The organism is Stenotrophomonas sp. PI_27 (genome assembly GCF_027854495.1).
GTDB lineage: Bacteria > Pseudomonadota > Gammaproteobacteria > Xanthomonadales > Xanthomonadaceae > Stenotrophomonas > Stenotrophomonas pavanii.
The window spans coordinates 358,168-384,293 of sequence record NZ_JAJNOF010000002.1; the positions used below are offsets into that span (position 1 = coordinate 358,168).

Consider the following 26,126-nt stretch of genomic DNA (forward strand, 5'->3'; position numbering starts at 1 on the left):
TGGCCAGTCATCGCAGCACGCCCTGTACGCGCGCTGCCGTCAGGCGCTGCTGCTGGCCGCCAGCAGGCACAGGCTGCGCGGCGGCAGGGTCCAGCTGCCCGCCTCGTCCGGCTCCACCGGCGTCTCATCGGTCTGCAGCAGTACGCGCCGGAACGACAACGCCTCGTCCGAGACCCGGAACTGCTGCGGCTGGTCGCCGGCATTCAGCAGCAGTGCAAGGCTGACATGCCGCCCCGGCTCGCGCAGGCCGCTGTCGGGGCTGCGACCGTCCAGGATGATCAGCAGCGCCCGCAGCGCCGGATCGTGCCAGTCCGCCGCCTCCATCGCGCGGCCATCAGGGTGCCGCCAGTCGATATCACGCAGGCCGAGCGCTTCATCGTATTCACCGCGCAGGAACCGGTTCCTGCGCAGCAGGCCGTAGCGCCGCCGCAGCGACAGCGCGCGCCGCACGAACGCCACCTGCGCCTGCGCCGCCGGCTGCGCGGCACGCTCCCAATCGATCCAGCTCAGTGGATTGTCCTGGCAGTAGGCGTTGTTGTTGCCCTGCTGCGAATGCCCGAACTCATCGCCGGCCAGCAGCATCGGCGTCCCCTGTGCCAGCAGCAGCGTGGCCAGCAGGTTGCGCATCTGCCGCGCACGCACCGACAGGATCGCCGGATCATCGGTATCGCCCTCCACCCCATGGTTGCTGGAGAGGTTGTGCGAATGGCCATCACGGTTGTCTTCGCCGTTGGCTTCGTTGTGGCGATCGTTGTAGCTCACCAGGTCATGCAGGGTGAAGCCGTCGTGTGCGGTCACCAGGTTGATGCTGGCCGAGGGTCGCCGGCCATGGTGATCGAACAGGTCGGCCGACCCGGTGAAGCGGGTAGCGAATTCCGGCAGCTGCCCGCCATCTCCGCGCCACAGCGCGCGCACCGTATCGCGGAAGCGGTCGTTCCATTCCGCCCACCCCGGCGGGAACTGGCCCAGCTGGTAGCCCCCCGGGCCGATGTCCCATGGCTCGGCAATCAGCTTCACCTGGCTCAGGATCGGGTCCTGGCGCACGGCGTCAAGGAAGCTGCCCGACGCATCGAAGCCATGCCGCTCACGGCCGAGGATGGTGGCCAGGTCGAAACGGAACCCGTCCACCCGCATCTCGGTCACCCAGTAGCGCAGCGAGTCCATCACCATGCGGAGCGCGCCGGCGTTGGTCAGGTCGAACGTGTTGCCGGTGCCGGTATCGTTGATGTAATAGCGGCGATCATCGGCCAGGCGGTAGTAGCTGGCGTTGTCGATGCCCTTGAACGACAGCGTGGGGCCCAGCTCGTTGCCCTCGGCGGTGTGGTTGTAGACCACGTCCAGGATCACCTCGATGCCGGCGTTGTGCAGCCGCGCGACCATCTGCTTGAACTCGGCCACCGTACCCAGCGACAGGTAGCGCGGTTGCGGCGCGAAGAAGCCGATGGTGTTGTACCCCCAGTAGTTGCGCAGGCCGCGCTCGAGCAGCTGCTGGTCATCCACATAGGCATGCACGGGCAGCAGCTCGATGGCGGTTACGCCGAGGTCGCTGAGATGATCGACCAGCGCGTCATGGCGCAGCGCGGAGAACGTGCCGCGCTCGGCCAGCGGGACGGCGGGATGCTGCATGGTCAGCCCGCGCACGTGCGCTTCGTAGATCACGCTGCGGTCCCAGGGCGTGGCCGGCGCACGTTCGGCGCCCCAGCTGAAGGCCGGATCGATCACGGCGCAGCGCGGCATGTAGCCGGCGCTGTCGCGGCGGTCGAAACTGAGGTCGCCATCGCGATGGCCAAGGGTGTAGCCGAACAGGTGCGGCGCCCATTTCAGTTCGCCGACGATCTGCTTGGCGTAGGGGTCCAGCAACAGCTTGTTGGGGTTGAAGCGATGGCCTTCCTCCGGCGCATACGGGCCATGCACCCGGTAGCCGTAGCGCTGCCCGGGCCGCACATCGGGCAGGTAGCCATGCCAGATCTCATTGGTGTACTCCGGCAGCGCGATGCGTTCCACTTCGCGGTTGCGCGCGTCGAACAGGCAGAGTTCGACCCGGGTGGCATGCCGCGAGTACAGCGCGAAGTTCACGCCCAGCCCGTCCCAGGTCGCCCCCAGCGGGAAGGGCCGCCCTTCGCGCACGCGCGAGGTCTGCGCCCATTTACGGCTGGCCATCGTTTTCCTCCTCGCCACGTGCTGCGGCGATCTCGGCCTCCACCAGCCGCTCGGCCATGTGCCAGTGCCGCTGCTGCTGGTCGTCCGGGCGCCCCTCGGCTTCCCAGATCTGGTGGGCCAGTGCCTCAATCCGCTGCCGTCGTTCCCTGCTGTCCATCCCTACCTGTCTCCTCGTTGATCCATATCGCCAGCGGGCTGCCAGCCAGAAGCCTGCCCACGTCTGCGGTTGCGTTGAAATGTTCGATGCGCCCGTCCAGGAGGTTGCGCATGGGGCCTGCCGGCAGCCCGCGCAGCGCCACGCCGGTGCCGACGTCGTGCACGGCGTGCAGGCCGGGACCGGGCATCGCCGTGGGCGAACCCCGCCGCACGATCACCAGCAGCACCTGTGCCTCGTGGCTGCGCGTGAACGCCAGCCACGGCGCGCGCGCGGGCACCGACAACGGCTGCAGCTGGCCGCGCAGGAACAGGTGCGGGTGCGTGCGGCGGCAATCCAGCAGTTGCCGCAGCAGGAATGCCTTGATGCCACCGTCGTGCCAGTCCTCCAGCAGCGCCGGCCACGCGCGCCTGTCGCGCAGCCAGGCCTGCCGCGCCGGATAGTCCACGGCACGCCGGTTGTCCGGGTCCACCAGGCTCAGGTCCCAGCCTTCCCCGCCCTGATAAAGGTCGGGCACGCCGGGCAGGCAGTGCTGCAGGCACAGCTGCGCCAGGCCGTTGCAGGCGCCTGCCGGCGCGATGCGTGCCACGAAGGTCGCCAGCGCCTCGCGCACCGGCTGCAGGGGCGCTGCGTCAAGCAGCGCGTGCAGCCACTGCGCGGCGGTCTCTTCTGCAGCCACGTTGGGGTCAGACCAGCTGCTGACCCGCTTGCCCTCGCGCAATGCCTTGGTCAGCCACTGCACCATCCTCGAGGCGAAGTCGGCGCCAGGGGCACCGTGCATCGGCCACGCCGCCACGAGGGCCTGCCACAGCGCGTACGCCTCAGCACCCGGCAGCGGCACCGGCATGCCGGCCGTGGCCGCCATCCGGCGCCAGCACTGGACTGCGTCCTGCCACTCCTTCGGGCAGGTGCTGAGCACCGCCAGTCGCGCCCGGCTGTCCGCGCCCCGCTTGTGATCGTGGGTGGCCAGCGCCAGCAATGCCCTGGGATGGCGACGCAGGCGCACCGTGGCCTGTTCCAGCAGCGCGCGCCCCTGCATGCCCAGCCGCTGCGGATCACTGCCGACTTCGTTGCGCGAGAGCAACCTGAAATAGCGATAGAACCCGGTGTCTTCCACCGACTTGGCATTCAACGGCGCGGCCAGTTGACCGAAACGCACACGCAGTGCGCGCTCGGCCTGCGCCTCGCCGGGAAGCACTGCCAGCAGCAGGTCCAGCGCCGCGCGAGCCGCACCGTCCAGCGCTTGGCGCGCTGCAGCGCTGGCGTCGGCCAGTGCCTTTCGTTCACCCGCCTCCTGCAGCGAATAGGGCCGGTAGGTGCGGTAGTGCCCCAGCACTGAAGCCAATGCACGGGCCAGCGCAGCCACTCCGATATCGGCTTCGGCCAGCCGTGGCTGCAGGACCTGCTGCGCGCTGCGCAGCAACCGCTGGAAGTCGGCATGAAGGCCCTGGCGCAGCAACATGGCGCGGGCGTCCTGCTGGATCCGGTCGAAGCTGCGCGGGTCACCGCCCAGCGCCTGCCACGTGCGCGAAAGCGCGGGTGCTGCCGCCGGGTCGTGCAACCAGGCACCGGCCTGGTCCATGAAGTCATAGCCGGTGGTGCCGTCGCAGGCCCAGTCGTCGGGCAGCTGCTCGCCCTCGGCCAGTATCTTCTCCACATGCAGGCTGACGGCCTGCGGCTCACGACCGCCGGCCGCGCAGGCGGCGTCGAGCGATTGACGCAGGCGCTGTAGGTACGCGCCCGGGGAGGACAGGCCATCCACGTGGTCTATGCGCAGGCCGTCCACCCATCCCTCGCGTACCAGCCGCAGCGGCAGCGCATGCACTGCGTCGAACACATCCTCGCGCTCCACCCGCAGCGCGGCCAGTTCGTTGATATCGAAAAAGCGCCGGTAGTTCACCTGATCGCCGGCCGTGCGCCACCAGGCCAGCCGGTAGTGCTGACGCTGCAGCAGCGTATGCAACCGTTCAACGCTGCGATTGCAGCGCTCGGCCCACGCCGGCCACTGCGCGGGCTCCAGCGGATGGCTGCGCGGCGACAGCGGCAATGCCAGCCCATGGTGGCGCAGCACGGGCCGCGCGTTGTCCACCACCACGCGCACCACGCCGTCGCGCACGGCGTCGTGCAACGGCCGGTCCAGTACAGGCAGCCAGAGCCGGCCCTCGCAGCCCGGCGCCTCCCAGTCGATATCAAACCATGCTGCGTGCGGGCTTCGTGGCCCGTGCATCAGCACATCGCTCCACCACGGGCTGTGCGGGGACGCCGCCAGATGGTTGGGCACGATGTCCAGGATCAGGCCCATGCCATGCGCGCGCGTCACTTCCGCCAGCTGCCTGAAGCCCGCTTCACCGCCCAGTTCCGGATTGATGCGAGCCGGGTCGATGCCATCGTAGCCATGCGTCGACCCGGGCACCGCCGCAGCGATCGGTGACAGGTAAAGGTGGCTGACGCCCAGCGCGGCGTAGTACGGCACCTGCGCGGCAGCCGCCCCCAGGTCGAAGCCTGCGTGCAGCTGCAGGCGCGCGGTGGCACGCAACCCCGTCATTGCCCGGTCCTGCGGCGCGTGGCACTCAGGCGCGCCACGCGCGCATCGACAGCGTCAACATCCCACGTCGGCGGCAGGCGGCGGCGCCAGTTGGGATGGCCGTCGACGGTACCTGGCAGGTTCACCTGTGCGCGACCGCCCAGCGCGTCTTCCAGCGGCAGCAACGCCAGCCGGGACGCCGAGTGGGCGACCAGTGACAGCGCCCTGGCGTCCAGCGGCGCACCCTCGCCGCCGGCTGCTGCAGACAGTGCCTGCGCGTCGCTGGCGCGCGCGCGCAGTGCCGCTGGCAGATCCGCCAGCTCGCCCAGGCGTGCACGCCAGCGCAGGTCACGCCCGCGCAGCCAGCCGGCCAGCGGCGGCAGGTCATGGGTGGAGGGCATCGCCACTGCATCGCGGCGCCACTGCGGCGCCGGCAGGAAGCGCGCGCCGTTGCGGGCAAACGGCAGGACCTCGATGCCCAGAATGCCCCGGGCTGCCAGCCGCTGGCGCATGCCCGGCGGAACCACGCCCAGGTCTTCGCCGATCAGCACGCAGCGATGCCGCCAGGACTCCAGCACCAGCAGGTTGATCAGATCATCGAATGGATAGCGCAGGTACACCCCCTGCCCGGCGCCCGCGCCACGGGGCAGCACCCACAGCCGCAGCAGGCCCAGGATGTGATCGATGCGCAGGCCGCCGCGGTCGGCCATCACGGCGCGCAGCACGCGGAGGTAGGGTGCGAAGCCCTCCCGCTGCAGCGCCATCGGTGACCAGCTGGTGATGCCCCAGGCCTGGCCGAGCGGATTGAACGCATCGGGCGGTGCACCCAGCTCAAGTCCCTGCAGCAGATCAGCCCCGCCGGTGCGTGCCTCCACGCCCTGCGGCGCGCAGCCCACGGCCAGGTCGGCAATCAACCCGATCGAGGCGCCCTGGTCGCGCAGCGTGGCGTGCACCTGCGCCCAGCCCTGCCGTGCCACCCACTGCGCAAACGCATGGTCGTCCGCGCTGCCGGTGAACCGGTCGGCGGCATGCTGGCAATAGTCCCGCAGCGGATCGCCCTGCATGGCACGCCAGGTTTCGATCTGCGCGTGCTGCGCCGGTGCCTGCGCTGCAATCCAGTGGCGAACCTGCCGTATCCAGCGCCACTTCACTGCCGCCGAGTGCGGCCAGTCGATGCGACGTGCGGCAGTCCCCGCTTCCACCGCCGCCGCCAGCGCCTCGTCCCCGCCCAGCACGCTGTGGGCAGCCTCGGGCAGCACCTGCGGCAGGGAGACCTGCAGCGGGTCGAGCCAGCGCCGGTCGCTGGGCGAATAGGGGCTGTAGCCCGGGCCCGGTGGCAAGCCGGCGTGCAGCGGGCTCAACGCCAGTGCGTCGCCGCCATGCCGGTGCAGCAGCTCGCTCCACCGTGCACAGCCGGCACTGTCACCGATGCCGGCATCGCCAGGGGCGCGCAGGCTGTACACCTGCGCCGACAGGCCCCAGCTGCGCAGCGTGCCCCGCGGCCACCAGGCACGCTGTGGCGCCACCGCAACCGCCTGTTGCCGGTCGCCCCGGCGCCACTGCCAGTAACCCGGCTGCGCCGGCACGCGCCAGCGGCCCTGCGCATCGGCACGGGCGGGCAGCACTGCGCCCTGCTCATCCACCCAGCACGCTGCGCCGGCTGCCTCCGGCATCGCCAGCAGCTGTCCGCAGCAGGCCGTGCGCAGGCCAGCGTACTCGGGCACCGCCTCGCACTGCAGCCCCTCCAGCACGGCGCGCAGCACGTCCGGCGCGACCTCGCGCGCGGCACCGGCCACGTCGGTCCAGCGGACCAGCAGGCCCGCACGGCGGGCCGTTTCGCGCACCGCTGCATCCGTGCTCATGCGGCGATCCAGCAGGCCAGCACGCCGCCGCCTGCCGGCAGCATCCCGGCCGCGTCCGGACCCACGACGCAGTCGCCGGGCGGCACCGCATGCGCCACCGGCACAGGGCCCACGTTGATCGCGATCCACCATTGGCCCGAGGGCAACTGCCAGCCCGCCTGCACCGCGCCTTGGCCCAGCACGCGCGCGCCCAGCGACCGCGCCTGCAGCAGGCCCGGCTGCAGATAGCGCCTGCGCAGGCCGAGGAACTCACCCGTGCAGCGCAGCCAGTGCTGCGACCAGGGATCATCGCCAGGCGGCGGCGTGTACGACGCCTGCAGGGTCGCCGCATCGTTCGGGTCCGGAATACGCGCGCGCGCGGCGGCGTCGGCAAAGGCGCTGAAACCGGAGAACTCACGGCGACGCCCTTCACGCACCGCCTCGTCCAGCGGCGGCGCGTAGTCGGTGAAGAACAGGAAGGGCGATTGCACCTGCCACGGTTCGCCCATGAACAGCAGCGGGATCATCGGCGTCAGCAGGGTCAGTGCCAGCGCCGCGCGCAGCGGCGCAGGATCGGTCAGCATCGACAGGCGCTCGCCGAAAGCGCGGTTGCCCACCTGGTCATGGTTCTGCGCGAATACCACAAAACGCGCGGGCGACAGGTCGGCGCTGGGTTCGCCGCGGGGATCGCCGCGCAGGTCCGGCTCGCCCTGCCAGGCGAATCCCTCGGCCAGGCAGCGGGCCAGCAGTGCTTCGGCGCGACCGGCATAGGCCGCGTAATAGCCCTCCTGCTCGCCGGTCAGCATCACGTGCAGCGCATTGTGGAAGTCATCGTTCCACTGTCCCTGGTAGGCGCCGCGCAGCCACCGCGCCTGGTTGCGTTCGTTCTCCAGCACCAGGTGCGCGTGCGGGGCCACCGCACGTACCTCGTCGGCCAGCTGCTGCAGGAAACGGTCATCGTCAATGGCGTGCACCGCATCCAGGCGCAGTCCGTCGACGCCATAGTCGCGCAGCCACATCAGCGCATTGTCGATGAAGAAGCGCCGCACCCAGGGCTGGCGGAAGTCGATGGCCTCGCCCCACGGCGTGCTGCGATCGTCACGGAAGAACCCGCGCGCGTAATCGCGCAAGTGGTTGCCCTGCGGTCCGAAGTGGTTGTAGACCACATCCAGCAGCACCGACAGCCCTGCATCGTGCGCCGCCTCGATGAAGGTTCTCAGCGCTGCCGGCCCGCCGTAGGCATGGGCCGGCGCATACGGGAACACGCCGTCGTAGCCCCAGTTGCGCTGCCCGGGAAACTGCGCGACCGGCATCAGTTCGATGGCGGTAACGCCCAGCGCCGCCAGCAGCGGCAGCTGCGCAGCCAGCGCAGCGAAGCCGCCGCCCGCTTCGATATGCACTTCGTAGATCACCAGGTCCTGCCAGGCATGCCCGTGCCAGGCAGGCCGCGCTGCCCCCGTATCCAGCACCACCGCGCTGTCGCCGTCGAGGCCGTCCGGCTGCCAGCGCGAGGCCGGGTCAGGCACCTCCTGGCCGGAAGGCAGGCGGAACCGGTACCGGTCGCCGTGCGATGCTGGCGTTCGCAGCCAGTGGCAGCCGTCCGGGTCGCGTTGCATCGGTCGCTGCGTGCCGTGCAGGCACAGCGCCATCGCGACTGCGTCCGGTGCCCATACCCGGAACTCCACCCCGCCACCGGCCACAGGCCATGCGCCCAGGCGCGGCGCGACTGTCGTCATGCATCAACCTGCAGGTACAGCGTGGACAGCGGCGGCAGCGTGAGCAGCAGCGACTGGGCGTGGCCATGCATCGGCCGCGGCTCGGTATGCACTGCTCCAAGGTTGCCGCTATTGCCGCCGCCGTAGTACGCGCTGTCGGTGTTGAGCCGTTCGCTCCAACGCCCCGGTTGCGGCACGCCGACCCGGTAGCCCTCGCGCCGCACCGGGGTGAAGTTGCTCACCACCAGCAGGGTGCGGCCGCTGCCGGCAGGATCCCGGCGGATGAACGCGTAAACGCTGTTGCGGTTGTCATCGGCCACGCTCCAGTCGAAACCCCGCTCGTCGCGCTCGTCGCGATGCAACGCAGGTTCGGCGCGGAGCACGTTGTTGAGGTCGCCCACCAGGCGCGACAGGCCCTGGCCCTCGTTGCTGGCTGCCTGTGCCCAGTCCAGCGCCGCATCGTGCGACCATTCGTGGCCCTGGCCGAACTCACCGCCCATGAACAGCAGTTTGCTGCCCGGGTGCGCCCACATGAAGCCGTAGTACGCGCGCAGCTGGGCCAGCCGCTGCGCTGGCTCGCCGGCCATCTTGGCCAGCAGCGCCCCCTTGCCGTGCACCACCTCGTCGTGGGACAGCGGCAGCACGAACCGTTCGGAGAAGGCGTAGACCAGGCCGAAGCTGATCTCGCTGTGGTGATGCGGGCGATGGATCGGGTCGCGCCCCATATACTGCAGGGTGTCGTGCATCCAGCCCATGTTCCATTTGTGGGTGAAGCCAAGCCCACCCTCCTCCACCGGCGCGGTCACCCCCGGCCACGCAGTGGATTCCTCGGCGATCACCAGCACGTCCGGAAAGCGCTCGCGCAGCGTCTGGTTCATCCGCCGCAGGAACGCGACCGCCTGCAGGTTCTCGCGTCCGCCCTGCTCGTTGGGTATCCACTCCCCCTCGGCACGGCTGTAGTCCCGGTACAGCATCGACGCCACTGCGTCCACGCGCAGGCCGTCGATATGGAAGCGCTCCACCCACTCCAGCGCACTGCCGATCAGGTAGGCAGCCACTTCGTTGCGGCCATAGTTGTAGATCAGCGTGTCCCAGTCGGCGTGCACGCCTTCGCGCGGGTCGGCGTGCTCGTACAGCGCGGTCCCATCGAACCCGGCCAGGCCATGGGCATCGTTGGGGAAGTGCGCGCTCACCCAGTCCACGATCACCCCGATGCCGGCCTGATGGCAGCGGTCCACGAAGCGCGCGAAGGCCTGCGGCGTGCCGTGGCGCGCCGTCGGCGCGTAGATCCCCAGCGGCTGATAGCCCCAGGAACCGCCGAAAGGATGCTCGCTGACCGGCAACAGTTCGATATGGGTGAAGCCCAGCCCGGCCACGTACGGGATCAACCGGTCGGCCAGGGTATCCCAGTCCAGCGGCGCACCGTCGTCGCTGCGCTGCCAGGAGCCCGCATGCACTTCGTAGATCGACAGGGGTGCGCGGGTTCCGGCCTGGCGGCGGGCCGCCAACCATGCCTCATCGTGCCACTGCATCGGCACAGCCGAAGGCACCCGCGATGCGGTCGCCGGTGGCAGCTCGGCCCAGCGCGCCATCGGATCGAACTTGTCGGGCATCACCCGGCCGTCGGCGCCGACGATGCGGAATTTGTAGCGGGCACCGGCCTGCACGCCCGGCAGGAACAGCTCCCACACGCCGGCGGTGTGACGCAGCCGCATCGGATGGCGTCGGCCGTCCCACCCGTTGAAATCGCCAACCACGGCGACCCGCCGGGCATTGGGCGCCCACACCGCGAAGCGCACGCCCGCAATGCCCTGCACCTGCGTCGGCACCGCACCCAGCTGCCGCGCCGCATCGGCATCACCGGCATGGAACCGCTGCAGCAGGGCTTCGTCCAACAGTGGACCGAACGCATAGGCATCGTGCACCTGCTCCACGCCCTGTTCGAAATGCAGGGCAAGCAGCGGTATCGCCGCGTCGCCGGCCGCGCCCTCGAACAGGCCGGGCAACGGGCCGGGGGACAGGTCCCAGCGCCGCCCGTCGCCTGCAACCACCTCGACGCGCTGCGCGTGCGGCACCAGCACGCGCAGCTGGCGTCCGCCTTCTGGCTGGCGATGCGGGCCCAGCCAGGCGAATGCATCGGCCGGGCGTGCATGGACCAGGTCCTCCAGCGCCGGCGCGACACGCTGCTCCAATCCCGCCTCCGCGATGGTTTCATCCTCCAGGGCGGCCAGATGCAGGCTGTCGTGGCTCATGCGGCCACCTGGCAGGTCTGCTGGTACAACGCCAGGTAGGCGCGCCCCGCCGCATCCCAGCCACCTGGCCGCAGCATGGCCGCGCGGCGCATGGCCTGCAGCAGCCCCGGCAGGCGGAAGGTGCGCATCGCCCGTTCCACGCAGCGGCGCAGGCCATCGGCATTGGCGCCATGGAACAGGAAACCGGTCACGCCGTCCTCCACGGTATCCACCAGCCCGCCGGTCGCGTGTGCGATGGGCAGGCAGCCGAAGCGCTGCGCGTACATCTGGCTCAACCCGCAGGGTTCGAAGCGTGAAGGCATCAGCAGGAAATCGGCGCCGGCAAACATCTGGCGGGCCAGCGCTTCCTCGAACCCGATGAAGGCGCCCACCCGCCCCGGGTAGCGCCGGGCCAGCGCCTGCACCTGCGCTTCCACCTGCGGCTCGCCACCGCCGATGATGACCAGCTGGCCGCCGGCCGCCACGATCTGTGGCGCCACGTCGCAGGTGATGTCCAGGCCCTTCTGGTGCACCAGCCGCGAGACCACCGCGAACAGCGGCCCGGTCGACGGCGCCAGCCCGAACGCCTTGCGCACCGCATGGGCGTTGGTGGCGCGCCCGGTCCACTCGCCAATGCCGAAGTGGGCCTTGAGATGGATGTCGCGGCGCGGGTCCCAGCTGGCGTCGATGCCGTTGACGATGCCACTCAAGTGCCCGCCGGCTGCGCGACGCGCCAACAGGTCATGCAGCCCGCAGCCGTCATCCGGGGCGGTGATCTGCTGCGCGTAGCGCAGGCTGACCGTGTTCAGCCGCGTGGCATTGGTGATGCCGCCCTGCAGGAACGACATCTGCCCGTGGAAGTGCAGTTCATCCAGGTGTTCGGCCGGCACGCCCAGCACCGGCGCAAGCGCGTAGGGGAACAGCCCCTGGTAAGCCAGGTTGTGGATCGTCAGCAGGGTCGGCACGGCCGTCCGGCCCCAACGCACGTAGGCGGCCGCCATGGCCACCGGCCAGTCATTCAGGTGCAGCAGCTGCGGCGACCAGTCCAGCCCGGCACGCCCGGCCGCAATCTCCGCCGCCGCATGCGAAAGCGTGGCGAATCGAACCGCGTTGTCCTTCCACTCCTGCCCCTGCCCGTCCACGTAGGGCGAACCCTCACGTTCGTACAGCTCGGGCGACAGCAGGACGTAGATCGGAAGGCCGTCGGCCTGCACCGCCATGCCGATCGTGCACGCCGGCAGGCCGGCCCGTGCGCTGACCTGCCCCACCCGCTGCAGCTGTGGCAGGCGCTGCAGTACCTCCGGGTAGCCGGGCAGCAGCACGCGCGAATCACACGCACCGCGCACCGCACGCGGCAGGGCCGCAGCGACGTCGCCCAGGCCACCGGCCTTGACGAAGTCCGCCATCTCGGTGGCAACGAACAACACGCGCTGCACCAGTTCCGGCAGATCCAACGGTTGCGAGTGGCCGCGGCGGGTGCCGATCGGCACGGGCGTGACGGGAGAGATCGCAACGGGTGAAGCGGACTGGGCGGCGCGGGCCATGGGGATGATCTCGGATGCTTCAGGCAGACAGACGCCAGCGGCGCCCGGACGGGCGCTGAGGCTGGGAAGGAAGTCGACGCAGGACGTGGGGGACGCCAGCGAGAGGCTCAACAGGACAATAGCCCTCCATGCGATCAACCAACCGTGAAGCCATGGCGATTTCTTTGTGACAAGGCGTCATGAGCTCAGTACACATGACGCGCGCCCGCCCGCCGCCCGCGCCTCTCCTGTAGCGCCGGGCGCACGTTCGGCTGCGGGCAGTCCTGTTGCCGCTCGAGCCGAAATGGGCTCGGCTTTGCAGGGATTCTCCCTGCGACACCCGGTCGCAGCCCATCACGCCACGCGCTTGACCAATGTCAAAACACCGGCCGCCGCGCGGGCGTATCTCTATGCAGGACCCGAACACGCCGGCACTGCCGGCCCCTACAAGGATCCTGCGATGAGCTACTCCCCCGACAACGCCCAGCTCCTGAATGCGCTGCAGAACGTCATGGTGATCTCCACCACCGACCTGCAGGGCAACATCACCTACGCCAATGACCTGTTCTGCACCCTCACCGGCTTTGCCCGCGAGGAACTGATCGGCCAGCCGCACAGCATCGTGCGCCATCCAGACGTACCCAAGGCCGTCTACAAGGACATGTGGGACACCATCAAGGCCGGCGGCACCTGGACCGGCATCGTGCCCAACCTGGGCAAGGGCGGCGTGCTCTATGTGGTCGATACCACCGTGCAGCCGCTGTTCGACGCCGAGGGCAACATCACCGCCTACATCAGCATCCGCCGCGTGGTGAACGACCTGATGCAGAACTACGACCTGGTCGAGTTCAGCAAGGAAAAGTTCGACGACTTCTACGAGGCCGCGTGAACGCCCTGCCGACAAGCATGCCCTTCAGCCGCCTGCTGGTGGGTTACGCGTCCGAGTCGGGCAATGCCCGCGCCCTGGCCCAGCGCCTGGGCGCAGGCCTGCAGCCGCACGCGCCGCAGGTACTCCCGTTCAACGACATCGACGTGGCCAGTCTCGGCCACGGCGACGTGCTGCTGGCGATTTCCAGCTCGTTCGGTGATGGCGAACCGCCGGCCAATGGCGAGCGGTTCTTCGAAACCCTGCGCCGGACCCCGACCTTGAGCGGCCTGCGCTACGCGGTGTTTGGCCTCGGTGACACCGGCTACCCGAGCTTCTGCGGCTTCACCAAGGCGTTGGATGCCGCGCTGAGCGAGCGCCAGGCGCAGCCGCTGTTGCGCCGCGTGGATGCCGACCTCGGCTACGAGCCGTTTTTCCAGCAATGGCAGCCGGTGCTCGGCCAGGTGCTGGATGGCGACCTCAGCGCTGGCCAGGACCTGCACCTGCAGGTCACCGCCTATGGTGAAGACAACGCCTTTGCCGCGCGCATCCTCGAGCGCCGCCGCTTGAACAGCAGCGACCCGGCCGCGTGGCACCTTCAGCTGGACATTGCCGGCAGTGGCATGGCCTATCGCGCGGGCGACACCCTGCACGTGGTGCCGGAGAACGACCCAACCCTGCTGCACGCAGTGGCCCGCTGGTACGGCGATACCACGGCCGTGGCCGCCCTGCGCGACCGCGAGCTGCGCCTGCTGAGCAAGAGCGTGCTGCGCGAGCTGGCCCGGCTCGGTGGCAGCGAAACGCTGAAGGGCCTGCTGAAGGTCAGCCAGAAGCGCGAGCTGGACGCCTACCTGCACGGCCTGGACCTGCTGGACGTGCTGCAGGACCACGCCACCCCGGACAGCGTGCCGCTGCCCCGGCTGCGTGAACTGCTGTCACCGCGGCTGCCGCGTGCCTATTCAATCGCCTCGCACCCGTGCGACGACCAGCTGAGCCTGTGCGTGCGCGAAGTGCGCTACCCCCTGCGCGGCCGCGAGCGCTTCGGCACTGCCACCGGCAGCCTGCTGCACGGCGGCGGCCTCGCCCGTGTGTACTGCCGTTCCAACCCCGGCTTCCACCTGCCCGATACCGGGCACGCGCCGTTGCTGCTGGTCGGCACCGGCACCGGCATCGCCCCCTTGATGGGCCTGCTGCAGGAGCTGCGGGCCAGTGCCTGCGAGCGCGAAGTGCACCTGGTGTTCGGCGAGAAGCACCGCCAGCACGACTACCTGTACCGCGACCAGCTGCAGGACTGGCACACGCGCGGCGTGCTGGCCGGCCTGCACACCGCGTTCTCGCGCGATGGCGCCGACAAGGTCTATGTGCAGCATGTACTGCAGCAGCGTGCCAGCGAGGTGCGTGATGTGCTGGCCCGCGGTGGGCATGTGTACCTGTGCGGCAACAAGCGCCACCTGGAAGGCGCGGTACGCGAGGCCATCGATGCCGTCGCCGGTGCAGGCCAATGGGACGCGCTGCGCAATGTAGGCCGCACGCACTGCGAGCTGTATTGATCCGTACCACTGGACTGCACGGACCTTGAACCGGTAGAGCCGGCCGCTGGCCGGCTGCTCAGCATGCCTTGGTTGCCGGCCAGCGGCCGGCACTACCAGAATATGTAGCCAATCATCGCCTGTGCATCACGGTAGAGCCGGCCGCTGGCCGGCTGCTCCGGATTCCAGGGTTGCCGGCCAGCGGCCGGCACTACCAGAATATGCAGCCAATCATCGCCTGTGCATCACGGTAGAGCCGGCCGCTGGCCGGCTGCTCCGGATTCCAGGGTTGCCGGCCAGCGGCCGGCACTACCATCAGATGTGACCCAACATCGCCGGTGCGTCCATCACGGGTCAACCGCTGATGATACGGCCGTCCACCATGCGCGCCACCTGCTGGCCGAACATCGCCACGTCCTGCGGGTCGTGGCTGATCAACAGCAGCGGAATACCGGTCTTGTCCAGCACCGTCTCCAGTTCCAGGCGCAGGTGCTGGCGCAGGTCATGGTCCAGCGCGGAGAACGGCTCGTCCAGCAGCAGCGCCTGCGGCTGCGTCACCAAAGCCCGCGCCAGGGCGGTACGCTGACGTTGGCCACCCGATACCTGCGACGGCAGCAGATCCCCCACCGTGTCGATGCGGAATGCCTGCAACCAGTGCTCCACAGCATCGAAGCGCTGGCCCACGCGCGGATTCAACCAGCCCTTCTCCAGCCCGAACGCCACGTTCTGGCGCACGCTCAGGTGCGGGAACAGCGCATAGTCCTGGAACACATACCCCAGCCGACGGTGCTGCGGCGGCACGTCCACGCCAGTGGCCGCATCGAACACGGCCTGGCCTTGCAGGCGTACATGCCCCTGTCCTGGCCGCAGCAACCCGGCCACCGCCTTCAGGGTCAGGCTCTTGCCCGCGCCCGACGGCCCGGCCAGCACCACCTGCCGTTGCGTGCACTGCAGCGCGACGTCCAGCACGAATGCCTGGCCTGCAGCCTGCAGGCGGCGCTGCACGCGCAGGTCAAGCCACATCGCGCAGCTCCCGGCGACGCCCGCCCACCAGCCGCGCGGCCAGCAACAGGATCACGATGCACACCGCCGAGGTCAGGATCACCAGCGCATTGGCCTTCCCATCCTGCCCGGCCTGCACCGCCTCGTAGATGGCGATCGACAGCGTCTGCGTCCGGCCGGGAATGCTGCCGGCCACCATCAGCGTCGCGCCGAATTCGCCCATCGCGCGTGCGAAGGCCAGCAGCAGGCCGGCAAGAATGCCGCGCCACGCCAGCGGCAGCGTGACACGGAAGAACACCGCGGCTTCGGACACGCCAAGCGTGCGCGCGGCCTGCTCCAGCTGCCCGTCCACATTCTCGAACGCGGCGCGGGCCGGCTTGAACACCAACGGAAACGAGGCCACCGCCGCCGCGATCACTGCGGCCTGCCAGGTGAACACCAGGTTGATGCCGAACCACAATTGCAGCCAGGCGCCGATCGGGCCGTTGCGGCCGATCAGCACCAGCAGGTAGTACCCCAGCACCGTCGGCGGCAGCACCATCGGCAAGGTCAGCACCGAATCCAGCAGTTCACGGCCGGGAAAACGCCGACGCGCCAACAGCGCACCCAGCGCCACGCCCAGCACCAGATTGATCGCGGTGGCCCAGCCGGCCACCTTCAGCGACAACCCCAGCGCGGTCCAGTCCAGATCCATGCCTCAGGGGGTGCCGAACCCGTGCCTGGCCAGGATCGCCTGGCCCTGCGGCGAACGCACGAAGGCAGCGAAGCGCCTGGCCTCTACCGGCTGCGTACTGGCGCTGGTCACCGCCAGCGGATAGGCGATGCGCCCGGACACCGGCACCACGAACGCGCGGCGCACACGGTCGGGCATCGCCTGCGCGTCGGTGGCATAGACGAAGCCCGCATCCACTTCACCGCGCGCCACGTAATCCAGCGACTGGCGCACGTTCTGGGTGGTGATGGCCTTGCCCCGCACTGACGGCCACAGCCCTGCCGCGTCCAGCGCGCCCTTGGCATAGCGGCCCACCGGCACGCTGTCCGGGTTGCCCAGTGCGATGCGCTGCACGCCGGCGCCGGCCAGATCCTTCAGTGTTCGCGGCGGCGCCTTGGCCTGCGGAGGCACCACCACCCACAGCGCATTCACCGCGAACACCGCGCGGGTGCCGGCCGCCAGCAGGTTCTGCTGCTGGGCCTGGTCCATCGTGGTCTCGTCGGCCGACGCAAACACATCCACCGGTGCACCGCGGCTGATCTGCTGCAGCAACACGCCAGAGGCGGCGAAGTTGAAATCGACCTTGGTCCCCGGGTGCGTCTTCTCATAGGCCGCACCCAGTTCGCGGAAGCTCTCGGTCAGGCTCGAAGCCGCCGACACCGTCAGGTCCGCCGCCCAGGCCGGCACAGCGGCCAGCAACCCCAGCCACAACACTCCCGCTCGCTTCATGCCCAGTCCCCCTGCCTGATCAGTCCAGTCCGGATTCCCGCACCGCGGCCAGCGCCGCCAGCCGATCCGGGTCCAGCAACAGCATCTCACGTTGGTTCACTGCAATCACACCGTCGTCGCTCAAGCGGCGCAGTACCCGGCTCACCGTCTCCGGCGCCATCCGCAGGTAGTTGGCGATCTCGGTGCGGGCCATGCTCAGGTTGAAACGCGTGGCCGAGAAGCCCCGCCGGGCGTAGCGCTGTGAAAGATCCAGCAGGAACGCCGCCATGCGCTCCTCGGTGCGATGGTTGGCCGCCAGCGTGGCGACCTTGCCGATCTCGGCGCTGAGCAGGCTGAACAGCCGCGCCTGAAGCCCCGGCATGCGCGTGGCCAGCAGGCTCAATCGCGGAAACGAGATCCGGCACAGGTAGACGGTGTCCAGCGCCACGGCATTGCACGGGAAGCGCGCTCCGTGGATGGCATTGAGCCCGATCACCTCGCCCGGCAGGCTGAAACCCAGCACCTGCTCGTTGCCCTGGCTGTCATCGACAAAGGTCTTGACCATGCCCGCGCGGACCGCCGCGATCGAATCGAACGGATCGCCGGCACGGAACAGGTAGTCACCGGCCTGGAACGGACCCACGTGATCGACCAGCACATGCAGTTCACCCAACGCGGCCTTGTCGTAGCCCTGCGACATGCAGGCATCGGAAAAGGCGCAGGTACTGCAGAAGTGCAGCGCGTCTCCGTCATCGGCGGCTGCCGGGTTCGGCGTGACTGGCCGGGAAAATGCAGCAGAGGGCGGCGTATGGGGCATTGCAGCAACGCAAGAACGAAGGCCCTCATCATACGACAGCGGGCCGCCCCGCCCTGCGCAACCTGCGCCTACTCTGGCGCGGGTTCGGAACGCCGCTGCGGGCCACGCTGCCGCATGCTGTCGCGCACGTCCACGTCGAACTGCAGCTGCAGCATGCTGTCGTCATCCAACGCAATACCGAAGCCCAGGCCATCGCGGCAGGGCAGCCTCTCCGCTAGTGCTTGAACCGCTTCGCGTGGCAGCACCAACCGGCAGAATGTCCCGCCATCGAGCAGCACCGCCTGATCGCCGGCATGCAGCGACAGAGCTGCGCCCCAGCCACCGCTGCCACCAAAGCGGGTCAGGTTCTCGACCGACTCACCTGCCAGCAATCGTGCCAGTTCTTCCTCATCCACGCGCAGGCGCATCGATTGCTGTTGCAGCTGGACCTTCATGCTGTGATGGACTCCCACTCTGATGGCGTATTGCAGTTGAGCAGCAACGCCCGATCCTCGGGTGCCAATGGCAGCCGGGTCACGCCCAGGCGTTGCTGCAGGGCGCGCAGTGAACGACGCGCCGTCGGATCCTCAATCAGCTCCTGCAGCACGCGGCGGCAATGATCATCGATCTGCAACCGCATCGGCAACGGCTCGTCGTCGAATACCGTGCAGGCACGCCCTTGATCGGCCTGCAGCCGTTGCAACAGCGTGGGCGTCACCCGCGGCGTATCGACCGGCACCACCCAGGCGGGGCCATCGGGCATCTGCATCGCCACACTGTAGAGGCCGCCCAGCGGGCCGCAGCGTGCGACCCGGTCCGGAATTCCGCCAAACGCCGGGTAGTCACCGCTCACCCACGCCCGCCCGGCGCCCGCCTGCAACAACAGGCCCCGCATGTGTTCCAGCACTGTGCGGCCGTGCCAGGGCAGCAGCGCCTTGTCGCGGCCCATCCGGCTGGACAGACCACCGGCCAGCACGATGCCGTTGATGGTGCCATTCATGGTAGAGCCACGCCATGCGTGGCTGCGCCGGCCGGATTCATCGGGAAAGCCTCATCCACGCATGGCGTGGATCCACTGGACCCGACGCCCCCCCGAAGGGCGCGGTCAATGCCCGTGGTCATGGGTGTGGTCGTGGGACTGCGAAGCTTCGCTGTCCGCATGGCACAGGCTGCAACCCTCGCTCCACGCGCTGTCGCCGTCCTCGTAGTGCTCCTGCTTCCAGATCGGGCACTGGTGCTTCACCACTTCGATCAACTGCCGGCAGGCGCGGAACGCTTCGTCACGGTGCGGGCTGCCGGCGGCCACCACCACCGCCACATCGCCGATGCCGAGCCGGCCCTTGGCATGGGCCACATACAGCTTCAGCTTCGGCCCGAACGTGGCTTCGACCTCGGCGGCCAGGCGCTTGAATTCGTTCAGCACCAGCGGTTCAAACAGATCGTAGGTGATCCCGGTCACCCGCCGGCCCACATTGACGTCGCGCACCTTGCCGATGAACACATCGATGCCGCCGAAGCCCGGATCGGAAACCGCCGCGATGCCCTCGGCCGGATCGATCGCCGCCTGCGCGCGGTCCACCACCTTCGCGATGATCGTCTCGCTCATCGCTCAGCCCCCGCTCACCGGCGGCAGGATCGCCACACGACCATCGTCGGGCAGCGCCTCGTGGTCGCGCAGCACGCGTTGCTGGTCGGCGAACGCCGAATAATCCAGCAGGCCGGCACGGAAACCCGGCCAACGCAGCGGCAGCAGCTCGCGCAGCGCCTGGCGCAGATCGGCCACGGTGCCACCGGCCACCTCCACCGCGATCTCGCGGCTGGCATCCAGATCGGAAAACGCACCGAACAACTGCAGATTCACCTGTCTCATCATGGCTCCTGGCTCGCCAGCTGCACCGGGTCCTGATGACCCCAGCCCTGCACGCGCACCGGCGTGCCGGCAGCGACCACGCCGCCCTCGCCTTCCAGCACCGCCCAGGCGTTGGCCTGCAGCATGGACATCAAACGGAACGACTCCTGCCCAGCCAGCACGCGGGCACTCAGGCGGCCCTGCGCGTCCACTTCCACCCGCGCCCGTGCATGGAAGCGCAGGCCCGGCGGCGTGCGCACGTCGGCCTGCAGCGGCAACGTCAGCACCGGCTCCGGTGCCAGCCCCAGCAGGCGGCGCAGCACCGGTTCCACGAAGAAACGCTGGCCGACCGCAGCCGACACCGGGTTGCCCGGCAGGCCGAAATACAGCGCGCCATTGGGCAGCACCGCGAACAGCAACGGCTTGCCGGGACGGATCGCCACCTTGTGGAACACGATGCGCGCACCCCGGCCGCGCAGCGCGTCGGGAATGAAATCGTAGCGGCCGGCCGACACCGCGCCGGTGCTGATCAACAGCTGCGCACCCGCGTCCAGCGCTGCATCCAGCACCGCATTGAAGGCGGTCACCTCGTCGCCCACCGTGCCCTGCCAGACCACCTCAGCACCGGCGGCCTGCAGGCGACCGACCAAATACGGCCGGTTGCTGTCACGGATCTGGCCGGATTCCAGCGCCTGCGCCGCCTCGGTCACCAGTTCCTTGCCGGTGGCGATCACCGCCGCCTTTGGCCGCGCCACCACCGCCACCTCGCCCACGCCGATCGCATGCAGCAGGGTGCGCGCATTGATGTCCAGCACCTGCCCGGCCTGCAGCACGCGCTCGCCGTCGCTAACGTCCTCGCCGCGCAGGCGCACGTTCTGGCCTGGCTTCACCGTGCCCTTCAGGGCAATGCGGGTCGGGCGTCCTTCTTCGCTGGCGAGGATCTCCACATTCTCGACCGGTACCACCGTATCCAGCCCGACCGGCATGCGCGCACCGGTCATGATTTCCCAGGCACCCTCGCCGCCGTCGGCACCGGCATCGCCGGCCGCCTGCCAACCCTGCACGGCAAATTCGGTACCGGTCTCGAACGCCGTGCCGTTGGCGCGCAGCGCGAAGCCGTCCATCGCCGAATTGTCGAACGGCGGCAACGACTGCGCGCTGTGGATGTCACGGGCCAGCGTGCGGCCCGCGGCCTGGTGCAGCGGCAGGCGTTCGGCCGGCAGCGGCGTGGCCGCGTCCAGCAGGTGCTGCAAGGCCTCGCTGTAGGCAATCATCAGTGGCCATCCCCCTCGACCATCGCCAGGGCGTGGCCCAGCACCGGCGCCAGGATGTCCAGGCACTGCGCCGCCGCCTTCGGGCTGCCGGGCAGCGCGAACATCAGCATGTTGCCCAGCTGCACCACCTCGGCGCGGCTCAGCCAGGCCATCGGCGTGTGCTGCGCACTCAGGGCCCGCACCATCTGCGCCAGGCCATGCACCGGCCGCGCGTTCAAGGAACGCAGCGCCTCCGGGGTCAGGTCGCGCGGGCCCAGCCCGGTACCGCCGGTGCACAGGCACAGGCGCACGCCCTCGGCGGCCAAGGCCTGCAGGCGGCCCGCCAACGGCTCGATGCCATCGGGCAGCACCTCGGCGGCCACCACCTCGCCCCCCAGCTTCTTCAGCCCGGCCACCAGGGTCGGGCCGGATACATCCTCATAGGTGCCCTCGCTGGCGCGATCACTCAGCGTGATCACCGCGCAGGCGGCGCCCTCCAGGCCCTTCGGCGCACGCGGCTTGAAACGCGCGAGCTCGGCCTCGTCCATGCCTTCCGGGTGCAGCCAGACCCCGCGCTTGCCGCCTTCCTTGAACAGCAGGCGGATGCCTTCGATGCGCAGGGCCGGCTCCACCGGCTTGCTCAGGTCGTACAGGGTCAGCAGCGCCGCGTTGACGCCGGCCAGTGCCTCCATCTCCACGCCGGTGCGCGCCTCGCTGGCGCACTCGCACCACACGCGGATCGCCTGCCGTTCCGGCACAGGCGCGCAGAACACCTGCACCAGTTCCAGCGGCAGCGGGTGGCACAGCGGCATCAGCATCGAGGCCATCTTCGCGCCCTGCAGGCCGGCAATCTCGGCCATCACCAGCGCATCGCCCTTGGGCAGGCGGCGCTCGACGATCAGCGGATACGCCACCGGGCCGGCATGAAGCTCGCCCACCGCCACCGCACGGCGGCGGCTGATGCGCTTGTTGCGCACATCGGCCATGTGGAAGGCCGCGTTCAATTCCCCACTCATCGTGTTGCTCATCCTCCGATGGAGGCCAGGTGCGGGGTGAGCCCGGTCTGGCCCTGGTGCAGTCCATGCCCGGCCGCTTTCAGGCCAAGCTGGGTGGTGATGCGTGCCAGCAGCGCGTCGTGGTCATCGTCGCGCTGCAGCAGCGGGCGCAGCGGCACGCCGAACTCGCCGAACAGGCACAGCCGCAGGTCGCCCCTGGCGGTCACCCGCAGGCGGTTGCAGCCCTTGCAGAAGTCACGCGAATACGGGGCAATGATGCCGATGCTGCCGCGATGGTCGGGGTGGCCGAACTCGCGCGCCGGGCCGGCATCGGCCGCGCGCGGCCGCTCGTGCCAGCCCGCGGCCAGCAGCTGCTCGATCATCAGGTCGGCGCGCAGGTGGTGGCGCTGGAAATAGGCTTCGTTGTCGCCGGTGCGCATCAGCTCGATGAAGCGCACGCTGAAGGGGCGATCGCGCAGGTACTCCATCCACTGCGGGAGCTCGTCGTCGTTCAGGCCACGCAGCAGCACCGCGTTGAGCTTGATCGCCGGCAGGCCCAACGCCTGCGCCAGCGCCAGGCCCTGCTGGATCTCCGGCAGGCGGTCGTGCCCGGTGATGGTGTGGAAACGCTCGCGTTGCAGGCTGTCCATGCTGACGTTCAGCGCGGTCAGGCCGGCCCGGTGCCAGCCCGGCAGGCGCCTCGGCAGCAGCGTGCCATTGGTGGTGATGGCCACCTTGCGGATGCCCGGCACCGCCGCCACCGTGGCGATGATCTCGTCCAGATCCTTGCGCAGGCTGGGCTCGCCACCGGTCAGGCGGATCTTGCTCATGCCCAGCGCGGCAAAGGCCCGCACCAGGCGCGCGATTTCATCCACCTGCAGGAAGCGCGGGTGGCCATCGGCCTGGTAACCGTCGGGCAGGCAGTAGCTGCACCGGAAGTTGCAGGCTTCGGTGAGCGACAAGCGCAGGTACGGAAAGCTACGTCCGAAGCTGTCGGTGAGTTGGCTCATGGCTGTTCCGCCTCCTGGTACCACCCTGCAGCCCTGCCCCTGAACGGGTTGTCGTCCCCAACCCGCAGAGTGCGCTGGGGCGTTGAAAGCGTCAACCCGTGAGCCACGCAGCCTGAATTGGCACCGCCTGTCGTGATAGGCCCTCCCCGCCCGGCCCGTTCGCCGTGACAACCTCGACCCCTGTCGCAGATTGCACGTTGCGGACGGATCACTACGCCAGCCAGCACTGGCGGGGCTTAACAGCGTAGGACAATGTCAAAAGCGTCTCCAATCGAGTGATGTTTGCAACTCTTCTGATTGGCATTGCACAGCGCCAGGGGCTCAGATGGCGTGCCACCGGAAAAGGGTGGCCGGGCTTCGAACACCCGAGTTGATGTTGATGTATGCGCTTGCCAGCCGGCGCCACCTTAGCGTGGCGCCGGCTGGCAATCCGTCTGCCGGCTATGGCGGGCGGTGCGTGGGGGCCTTCGGGCCCGCCGGACTGACATCAACCCGGTGTTCGAACCACGTACCGTCCGCCACTTTTATGGGTGGCGGCTACCGATTGCCCTGCACGGAGCCTTGCCATGAACGAATCGGACTTCCCGCATCTGCACGCCTACCGCGGTACCGCCCACGACGACGGTTCGCCACAGGCTGCGCCAACAGTGGACAGGAACACCTTCATTGCCAATCTCCACCGCATCGGCTCCGGTGCGGCGGCCGACGGACAACCCTGGCCGGAGCGGCATCAACTGCCCGGCCGCTGCCTGGCCCTGGCCGACGCCGATTGCGCGTTGAATGGATTGCGGGTGGTGCTGGAAATGCTGTTAGCGGCCGAACGCACCCGTCAGAACGGGGAACCGGAAGAGTACGTGGGCGACCGGGTGATGGAGGGGTTGGTCATGGCTTGCCAGTCGCTGTGCGCGCAGGCGGTGGGGCGGTTGCAGCCCGAAGGGTGAATGCCAAGCGCAACGCCCTTCAGCGAGGATCGCCTCCCGCCCGACACGCCGTCGGCGCAGCCCCCTTGTTCGGGGGAACCGCGTGTACATTCCAGCGATCTGCCAAAGCGCGTTCGACGCGGAAAGAGAATGACCATGCCTCGGCGGGCATCTTCCCTTCAGAGAAGCCAATAGCTATCTCGAAGCGATCCAATCCGAGGTTCCCCGCCTCCAGTCCCGAGCCATCTTCCCGCTTCACTCCGATGTAGACGACAGGGCGTTTCACGTCCACCTTTGCCCTGGCAAGCTGGCGATCCAATTCAGCGCTGCCATCGAAGAACTGCATTCCTTCGTCCTTGGCGATAGAGCTGAGGGTCTGCTTGAACCGATTCACGCCCTCTTGGTCATGCACGCAGAACTGGATCATCTTGAAGGGCCGCTTTCCTACAGCCCATGCGCCGCCAGAGAATCCAAGTCCGACTCCAATCAGAAGTAGTGCTGTCAGGATCCTCACCATCATCAAGGCCCCAATTTGCAGAGTGTGGCGGCCAACGTCGCCGCAGGGCCAAAAATCATGACCCCAAGGATATCTCCTCTCGGTCTTCTCAGGCGCCTTCCCCCGGATGAGGGAGACCTTGTCGGGGGTGAGGAATCTGGGCACGGAATGTCCTTCAGGGCACTGCATCCACCATCGGCATATGCTCGATCCGCCATGTTCTGGCGTAGATGAGAATGACGCTTCCGGTCGAGGTGGTCTCGATACGGAAACACTTCAGGCCGGACAACGGATAGCCGACGGCCTTCCAACGATCAAGGAGATCAGCGAGTCCCGGCTCGTCATCGTCGACCCTGGCGAACTCTATTCCCTCCTCCCCCAGTACGCCGAAGTTCATGAGCGCGGAGCACCCGTAGGCTTCCGGGAAGCAAACGACTGCCTGCCGGCCATCCGGCCAGCGCACCCGGACCTTTACCTCGTCGGACTCGCCAGGACTGCTTCTATCAATGTTGATGGCCAGCAACGTGGCGTCACACCATTCGAGCGCGTTGAAATCCTTCATCTACTGGAATCCCCCAAACCCATACAACAGAACGACCGAATCACCGCCGTCATCATTGCTGCGGCGTGTACGGGGAATTTCTTCAGCCTCGCAACGCCCTACTTCACGCAAGACGCCTTCAACGCGTGCCTAGCCTGTGCTGATCCAACATTGGCCGACACCAGGTGATCGACGAGTTGACAAGAGATTCTCTGTTCCCCGTGCATAGGGACGACAAACAGATCCCCATTGTCCCTCGTTGTGTCCAACGCAACCCAAACCCTCGCTTGCGCGTCTATAGAGAACCCGGCGAGCAGATGCCCGCCCCCTTCTTCATAGATCAGGTCGCCAACCGGCTGGCGTCTATACTCCAGCTCTGCCCTTTGCAAAGCGGCATAAACCGGCTTCTCACCCAGCTCACCTCGTTGGAGTTTGCGAAATGAAAATAGCGCCGCACCCGTGAGAAGGATGAAGAGCAACACGTAAATGAATCTCATGGACTAGATTCCCCATCAGAGCATCTGGGATGCGCGACGACGCTCGCCGGTCACCGCTCCTGAAGCTCCCCAAGATTGAGATCCCGGGCATAGGACCGCCGACTACTGATCTGCACCGGCTTGGATGCGAACCTCCGACCATCCCTGCATTCGACGGCGAATTGGTAGCTTCTGGGTTCCGGCCCTGCAACGACCATCATGGGGACCGAGAATGTGCTTCCAACCGGTTTCGACGAAACTACACCTTCGCCCTCCCCAAGCATGCTCAGCTCACAATTGAGAGCGCGAACGTCACCCTGACCTGGCGGCACGCTTCCCGAGACGCGCACGATCATATCGCCACCCAATGTTGCACAGCCGGCCAGAACCAGGCCGGCAACGACAGCGGCGACACACCCCACCCTTGGCATCCCCGAATCCTCAGTACGCACTGCGACATCTCACGCCGATAGCCGGTCAGGGACGCATCAACCTGATCAATAGAGACCCGCCATGATACGAATGTAGTCGTCGAGCGAATCCACCCGGCGATCGACTGCAATACCACGTTTTTTTGCGAGCGATTGAAGCTCGAATATCAACACCCCATACCCCGAGTCCCAACCATGAGCTTCACCGGGCGACAGTTCCTTCGAAAATCGATCTCCAGGACGGAGCTTCCCGGAGGGCAAACGAAGCTCGCCTGCAACATGCTCCAGCAGCTCCACTACGGTTTCCTGGTCCAGGCCACTCTCCGCATAGTATCGGTCATAGAAGCCAGTTGGCGACAGCGCCTCTCTTTCTCTCAGTTTGTCTTTCATTTCCA

The 26,126-nt window shown here is 68.3% G+C and carries 24 protein-coding genes; 3 read left to right on the forward strand and 21 right to left on the reverse strand.

The genetic code is table 11. The annotated features are described in order from the left end of the window. Positions 1-39 precede the first annotated feature (39 nt). Genes glgX through glgA form a run of 7 tightly spaced genes read right to left on the reverse strand, consistent with a single transcriptional unit; the run spans position 40 to position 12,169 of the window. The gene (gene glgX / locus LRM18_RS03865; protein ID WP_053463038.1) at positions 40-2,160 is read right to left on the reverse strand and encodes a glycogen debranching protein GlgX; all 2,121 of its coding nucleotides are present in this window, start codon (positions 2,158-2,160) and stop codon (positions 40-42) included. Further along, complete coding sequence (locus LRM18_RS03870) at positions 2,147-2,317, reverse strand: DUF2934 domain-containing protein (protein WP_074725295.1); 171 nt, start codon at positions 2,315-2,317, stop codon at positions 2,147-2,149. The genes glgX and LRM18_RS03870 overlap by 14 nt, the downstream gene beginning before the upstream one ends. Continuing rightward, entirely contained in the window at positions 2,286-4,859 is a 2,574-nt protein-coding gene (treY, locus tag LRM18_RS03875) for a malto-oligosyltrehalose synthase (protein WP_270951325.1), read from the reverse strand. Before treY ends, LRM18_RS03870 begins: the two co-directional genes overlap by 32 nt. Next, positions 4,856-6,700: a 4-alpha-glucanotransferase gene (locus tag LRM18_RS03880; protein WP_270951327.1), complete on the reverse strand. Its 1,845-nt coding sequence runs from the start codon at positions 6,698-6,700 to the stop codon at positions 4,856-4,858. The genes treY and LRM18_RS03880 overlap by 4 nt, the downstream gene beginning before the upstream one ends. After that, complete coding sequence (treZ, locus tag LRM18_RS03885) at positions 6,697-8,415, reverse strand: malto-oligosyltrehalose trehalohydrolase (protein WP_270951329.1); 1,719 nt, start codon at positions 8,413-8,415, stop codon at positions 6,697-6,699. Before treZ ends, LRM18_RS03880 begins: the two co-directional genes overlap by 4 nt. Continuing rightward, entirely contained in the window at positions 8,412-10,646 is a 2,235-nt protein-coding gene (locus LRM18_RS03890) for a 1,4-alpha-glucan branching enzyme (RefSeq protein WP_270951331.1), read from the reverse strand. The genes treZ and LRM18_RS03890 overlap by 4 nt, the downstream gene beginning before the upstream one ends. Beyond that, positions 10,643-12,169 (reverse strand): glycogen synthase GlgA, encoded by a 1,527-nt coding sequence (gene glgA / locus LRM18_RS03895; RefSeq protein ID WP_270951333.1) that lies wholly within the window; start codon positions 12,167-12,169, stop codon positions 10,643-10,645. Before glgA ends, LRM18_RS03890 begins: the two co-directional genes overlap by 4 nt. 439 nt (positions 12,170-12,608) lie before the next feature. Between glgA and LRM18_RS03900 the strand changes: the two genes are divergently transcribed. Both LRM18_RS03900 and LRM18_RS03905 read left to right on the forward strand, forming a co-directional pair. Continuing rightward, positions 12,609-13,037 (forward strand): PAS domain-containing protein, encoded by a 429-nt coding sequence (locus LRM18_RS03900; protein WP_049469642.1) that lies wholly within the window; start codon positions 12,609-12,611, stop codon positions 13,035-13,037. Continuing rightward, positions 13,034-14,563 carry a sulfite reductase flavoprotein subunit alpha gene (locus LRM18_RS03905; RefSeq protein ID WP_270951337.1) on the forward strand — a complete coding sequence of 510 codons (1,530 nt, stop codon included), beginning with the start codon at positions 13,034-13,036 and terminating at the stop codon, positions 14,561-14,563. Before LRM18_RS03900 ends, LRM18_RS03905 begins: the two co-directional genes overlap by 4 nt. 333 nt (positions 14,564-14,896) lie before the next feature. On the opposite strand, the gene LRM18_RS03910 is transcribed toward LRM18_RS03905, so the two are convergent. The 11 genes from LRM18_RS03910 to moaA all read right to left on the reverse strand — a co-directional run bounded on the left by LRM18_RS03910 (position 14,897) and on the right by moaA (position 22,867). Continuing rightward, positions 14,897-15,565: an ATP-binding cassette domain-containing protein gene (locus tag LRM18_RS03910; RefSeq protein ID WP_270951339.1), complete on the reverse strand. Its 669-nt coding sequence runs from the start codon at positions 15,563-15,565 to the stop codon at positions 14,897-14,899. After that, entirely contained in the window at positions 15,555-16,238 is a 684-nt protein-coding gene (gene modB, locus LRM18_RS03915; RefSeq protein WP_270951341.1) for a molybdate ABC transporter permease subunit, read from the reverse strand. The genes LRM18_RS03910 and modB overlap by 11 nt, the downstream gene beginning before the upstream one ends. A gap of 3 nt (positions 16,239-16,241) precedes the next feature. After that, on the reverse strand, positions 16,242-16,985 hold the full coding sequence (gene modA, locus LRM18_RS03920; protein ID WP_270951343.1) for a molybdate ABC transporter substrate-binding protein: 744 nt from the start codon (positions 16,983-16,985) through the stop codon (positions 16,242-16,244). A 19-nt stretch (positions 16,986-17,004) separates the two neighbouring features. After that, on the reverse strand, positions 17,005-17,781 hold the full coding sequence (locus LRM18_RS03925; protein ID WP_074725304.1) for a helix-turn-helix domain-containing protein: 777 nt from the start codon (positions 17,779-17,781) through the stop codon (positions 17,005-17,007). A 68-nt stretch (positions 17,782-17,849) separates the two neighbouring features. Beyond that, positions 17,850-18,215 carry a hypothetical protein gene (locus LRM18_RS03930; RefSeq protein ID WP_064238682.1) on the reverse strand — a complete coding sequence of 122 codons (366 nt, stop codon included), beginning with the start codon at positions 18,213-18,215 and terminating at the stop codon, positions 17,850-17,852. Then, the gene (locus LRM18_RS03935) at positions 18,212-18,760 is read right to left on the reverse strand and encodes a molybdenum cofactor guanylyltransferase (protein WP_270951347.1); all 549 of its coding nucleotides are present in this window, start codon (positions 18,758-18,760) and stop codon (positions 18,212-18,214) included. Before LRM18_RS03935 ends, LRM18_RS03930 begins: the two co-directional genes overlap by 4 nt. A 105-nt stretch (positions 18,761-18,865) precedes the next feature. Beyond that, entirely contained in the window at positions 18,866-19,366 is a 501-nt protein-coding gene (locus LRM18_RS03940) for a molybdenum cofactor biosynthesis protein MoaE (protein WP_270951349.1), read from the reverse strand. Between the two features lie 3 nt (positions 19,367-19,369). Further along, on the reverse strand, positions 19,370-19,630 hold the full coding sequence (locus LRM18_RS03945; RefSeq protein ID WP_005413671.1) for a MoaD/ThiS family protein: 261 nt from the start codon (positions 19,628-19,630) through the stop codon (positions 19,370-19,372). Further along, on the reverse strand, positions 19,630-20,883 hold the full coding sequence (gene glp / locus LRM18_RS03950) for a gephyrin-like molybdotransferase Glp (RefSeq protein ID WP_270951356.1): 1,254 nt from the start codon (positions 20,881-20,883) through the stop codon (positions 19,630-19,632). Before glp ends, LRM18_RS03945 begins: the two co-directional genes overlap by 1 nt. After that, the gene (gene moaCB, locus LRM18_RS03955; protein WP_270951358.1) at positions 20,883-21,878 is read right to left on the reverse strand and encodes a bifunctional molybdenum cofactor biosynthesis protein MoaC/MoaB; all 996 of its coding nucleotides are present in this window, start codon (positions 21,876-21,878) and stop codon (positions 20,883-20,885) included. The genes glp and moaCB overlap by 1 nt, the downstream gene beginning before the upstream one ends. 8 nt (positions 21,879-21,886) lie before the next feature. After that, positions 21,887-22,867 carry a GTP 3',8-cyclase MoaA gene (moaA, locus tag LRM18_RS03960; protein ID WP_057493281.1) on the reverse strand — a complete coding sequence of 327 codons (981 nt, stop codon included), beginning with the start codon at positions 22,865-22,867 and terminating at the stop codon, positions 21,887-21,889. 566 nt (positions 22,868-23,433) lie between these two features. Between moaA and LRM18_RS03965 the strand changes: the two genes are divergently transcribed. Continuing rightward, a complete protein-coding gene (locus LRM18_RS03965; protein ID WP_270951361.1) occupies positions 23,434-23,808 on the forward strand; it encodes a hypothetical protein in 375 nt (124 codons plus the stop codon). A gap of 19 nt (positions 23,809-23,827) precedes the next feature. Here the strand turns inward: LRM18_RS03965 and LRM18_RS03970 are convergent, their stop codons facing one another. The 3 genes from LRM18_RS03970 to LRM18_RS03980 all read right to left on the reverse strand — a co-directional run bounded on the left by LRM18_RS03970 (position 23,828) and on the right by LRM18_RS03980 (position 26,121). Continuing rightward, complete coding sequence (locus LRM18_RS03970) at positions 23,828-24,214, reverse strand: hypothetical protein (protein ID WP_074725434.1); 387 nt, start codon at positions 24,212-24,214, stop codon at positions 23,828-23,830. Between the two features lie 244 nt (positions 24,215-24,458). Next, positions 24,459-24,845, reverse strand: a complete 387-nt coding sequence (locus LRM18_RS03975; RefSeq protein ID WP_270951364.1) for a hypothetical protein — start codon at positions 24,843-24,845, stop codon at positions 24,459-24,461. A 952-nt stretch (positions 24,846-25,797) separates the two neighbouring features. Beyond that, entirely contained in the window at positions 25,798-26,121 is a 324-nt protein-coding gene (locus LRM18_RS03980) for a hypothetical protein (protein WP_130767970.1), read from the reverse strand. Between the last annotated feature and the right edge of the window lie 5 nt (positions 26,122-26,126).